Raw genomic sequence first — 2,998 nt, forward strand, 5'->3', positions numbered from 1 at the left:
CATCAGCGGGCGGCGGGAGTTGGGCTTCCACTTGCAAAACCTCTCCACCGCCGCTCCGTTGCATGCGATGGTTATCGCCGCGATTTGTGATGTCGCGACGGCTATTCCAAGTCGTGTCCGGTTGCATCAAAGTATAGACAATCGACGGAAGACCGCGAAACTGGGCCGCGCAACCCACATGTTCGACGAACGTTAGGATCGTGCGCGTGCTGGACGAAACTAGTCATTGCCAAATGCAGAGTTTCGGGCGTCGGTAAGTCGACGAATAAAGGCGTCCAGAGTCGCGGCATCGGAAAAGTACGTGCATGTGCCACTGTCTTCGCGATCTACGGGACCGACAGCGACGAATGGCTCGGTATCTTGGCGAGCAAATGCGCCGTCCCCGACGAGCACCTCCCGCGTGACGCCAACATCAAGTTCGACGCCACCCGACCGCATCCATTTGAGCAGGTCAACGAACAGTGCATCATCAGCGGTCAATTTGTACGCTCCATAGAATTCTCAGTGCGATAACGGTGGTGATCAGCGGGGACGGGCGAACGACTTGCAAGCAGACGAGAAAACGGACCACCCGTCCTCCGTTGCATCACATGGTTATCCCACGGATTTGGGTTAAACGCCGATCGAGTCACCATGATGAATCAGTCGACCGAGCACCGTCAGTTTAGCCTTCGGCCCCTTCGGTGACAGTTGTCCGTTTCCTAGCAGTATCAGTTTAACGAGGTCCCAAGTTGAAAGCAACAAACGACGTTGTCGGACCAAACGGTTGCCAGCGGATCATCGACAGCGCCCCCATAGCAGAACATCAATCGCCCGGAGTGTGATAACGTCCGACGTCACCGGGGACGGCGGTTTGATTTTCCATCTGTAAACGCCCCATGCCGTCCTCCGGTGGACGTCATGGTTATTTTCAAGTTACGACCGTGACATCGGGGATCGCAGTCTTAAGTGCGTTGACGCCTTGCTGGGTAACTCGCGTTCCGGTCAGGTCAACAAACCAAAGATCCTGGCACGTTGTAAGCCGTTGCAAGCCCTTATCGCTCACTGCCGTATCACGCAGATCAAGATACCCGACAATTGGCGAGTGCTCAAAAATCCAAAGGTCTCCGTCTGTCAGGTCGCATCCAGTAAGGCGAACATGCGCCGGGCCCTCGCCCCAATCTGCAAAACCGCCTAGCTCACCAATGCGTGCCAGCGTCGGCAGATGACGACCTCTTCCGATGTCCTCATCCATCAATCGAACGAGATCATTGTCCCACCAGTACCGTTCGCGACTCAATTGGTCAGCGAAGGAAATCGGTAGAAAGAGGATGTCCAAGTAGCGATTGTTGAAACGGTATCGTTCGCTACGTATGCGGAATACGCGGCTGCCTCTAGTGCACAAATAGGCGATTGATGGTTTCCGGAGGACCAGATAACCACCTGAGTACAAGAGAAGAAAGGCGACGAGCAAAGCGGCGTATAGCATGATCAGCTACGCAGATGAAAATAACGTTAGACATCACGGGGGACGGAAGATTGATTCTCCATTCGAGCGAACGCCGCAAGCCGTCCTCCCGTGCATGTCATGGTTCTGGCTTCTGTGCGTCGCCCAAGATCACGCCAAGATCGCTCGCGACGACCGCAAATACATCATCGTATACGAGCCCTAGAGTCGCAAGCGTACGCGACGCTAGTCCTGTTTCGTCGGCAAGCAGCGCAAGCAAAATATGTTCGGTTGCGATGAATTCATGGGAAAGGCGGTCCGCGTGATCGGCAGCTAAACGGACAACGCGTCGTGCGTCCGGACTTATCGGTCTGCGTCGTTTGACGGCAGGATCGTTGCCAATTGTCATGTGGATGCGCAACTCATGAACAATTGCAGCCCGGCAAACACCGAGGCGAGTGAGCAGTCGCTGAGCAGGGCAACGCCGATTGCGGATGAGTCCAATCAAAATGTGTTCGGACGCGATGTAGTCGTGCCGCAGATGCCATGCAGCTTGATTCGCGTATTGCATCGAACGCACAGCAACAGCGTTGAAGCGATCGTAAATCGTGCCGTTCATGCGAGAATGTGTTTAGTGCCAGAACGGTGGTGATCAGCGGGGACGGGCGAACGACTTGCAAGCAGACGAGAAAACGGACCACCCGTCCTCCGTTGCATCACATGGTTATCCCACGGATTTGGGTTAAACGCCGATCGAGTCACCATGATGAATCAGTCGACCGAGCACCGTCAGTTTAGCCTTCGGCCCCTTCGGTGACAGTTGTCCGTTCCCTAGCAGTATCAGTTTAACGAGGTCCCAATGTGAAATCAACAAACGACGTTGTGGACCGAACGGACGCAAAGGAATCATCAACAGCGCACCGATAGCAGAACATCAATCGCCCGGAGTGTGATAACGGTGCGGTTCACCCAGTATCGGCGAACGACGTTGTGATGGCCTATTATCGATCCACCGATACTTGGGTGCAACCGATGGTTCCCCGCTGTTTGTTCGCCCTCCGGGACATCGGCACGATGGCTGACCTAAGAGACGATGTTGGCCACATAGTTCAAAACAGCGTTTAGGCCGGGGAGAACAAATATGATTAGCAAAACGGGCGAAACGACGAGTAGCCAACGCGCATAAGTGTGCCCATTCCAAAATCCTCGCGCGGCAGATAGGCAGATCGCCAAGAAGAGCGCCGAGGCAATTCCGTGACGAACGTAGTCCGCTGTCGGGTACCCATTCGCAGCGTTCGCATATTCGTAAAGCGACATTGCGAGGACGACGGAATACAACAATGCAAACGTAACCGAAACCATGAACCCCGAGGTGGACCACCTCGCTCGGTTTGTGGTTGTGGGAACATTGCCATTCGCATCATTTGGCGTCGCGTATGGATTGCTATTCACCATTGAGTCTCAGACGCTGTCAGGATGCATATCGTCGGGGAACGGTACGGATCAGCGGGGACCGGGAATTGACTATCCATTCGTGAAAACGAACCACCGGTCCTCCGTTGCATCCGATGG

At 54.6% G+C, this 2,998-nt stretch carries 4 protein-coding genes; 1 reads left to right on the forward strand and 3 read right to left on the reverse strand.

Features of this window, described 5'->3' with window-relative positions; translation table 11 throughout:
• Positions 1 to 219: 219 nt before the first annotated feature.
• The 3 genes from CA13_RS04210 to CA13_RS04220 all read right to left on the reverse strand — a co-directional run bounded on the left by CA13_RS04210 (position 220) and on the right by CA13_RS04220 (position 2,045).
• A complete protein-coding gene (locus CA13_RS04210; protein WP_146394734.1) occupies positions 220 to 480 on the reverse strand; it encodes a hypothetical protein in 261 nt (86 codons plus the stop codon).
• Between the two features lie 430 nt (positions 481 to 910).
• Complete coding sequence (locus tag CA13_RS04215) at positions 911 to 1,318, reverse strand: hypothetical protein (RefSeq protein ID WP_419193920.1); 408 nt, start codon at positions 1,316 to 1,318, stop codon at positions 911 to 913.
• Between the two features lie 247 nt (positions 1,319 to 1,565).
• Positions 1,566 to 2,045 (reverse strand): Clp protease N-terminal domain-containing protein, encoded by a 480-nt coding sequence (locus CA13_RS04220; protein ID WP_146394736.1) that lies wholly within the window; start codon positions 2,043 to 2,045, stop codon positions 1,566 to 1,568.
• A 741-nt stretch (positions 2,046 to 2,786) separates the two neighbouring features.
• Here CA13_RS04220 and CA13_RS34650 point away from each other — a divergent pair.
• Positions 2,787 to 2,998 (forward strand): hypothetical protein (locus CA13_RS34650; protein ID WP_419193921.1); only part of this gene is annotated, 212 nt, incomplete at its 3' end.

The sequence above is a fragment of the Novipirellula herctigrandis genome, assembly GCA_007859835.1.
Taxonomy (GTDB): domain Bacteria; phylum Planctomycetota; class Planctomycetia; order Pirellulales; family Pirellulaceae; genus Novipirellula_A; species Novipirellula_A herctigrandis.

What these genes read in the sequence shown, in the direction of transcription:
- CA13_RS04220 (WP_146394736.1), bottom strand. Translation starts at nt 2,045, where the DNA reads ATGAACGGCACGATTTACGATCGCTTCAACGCTGTTGCTGTGCGTTCG.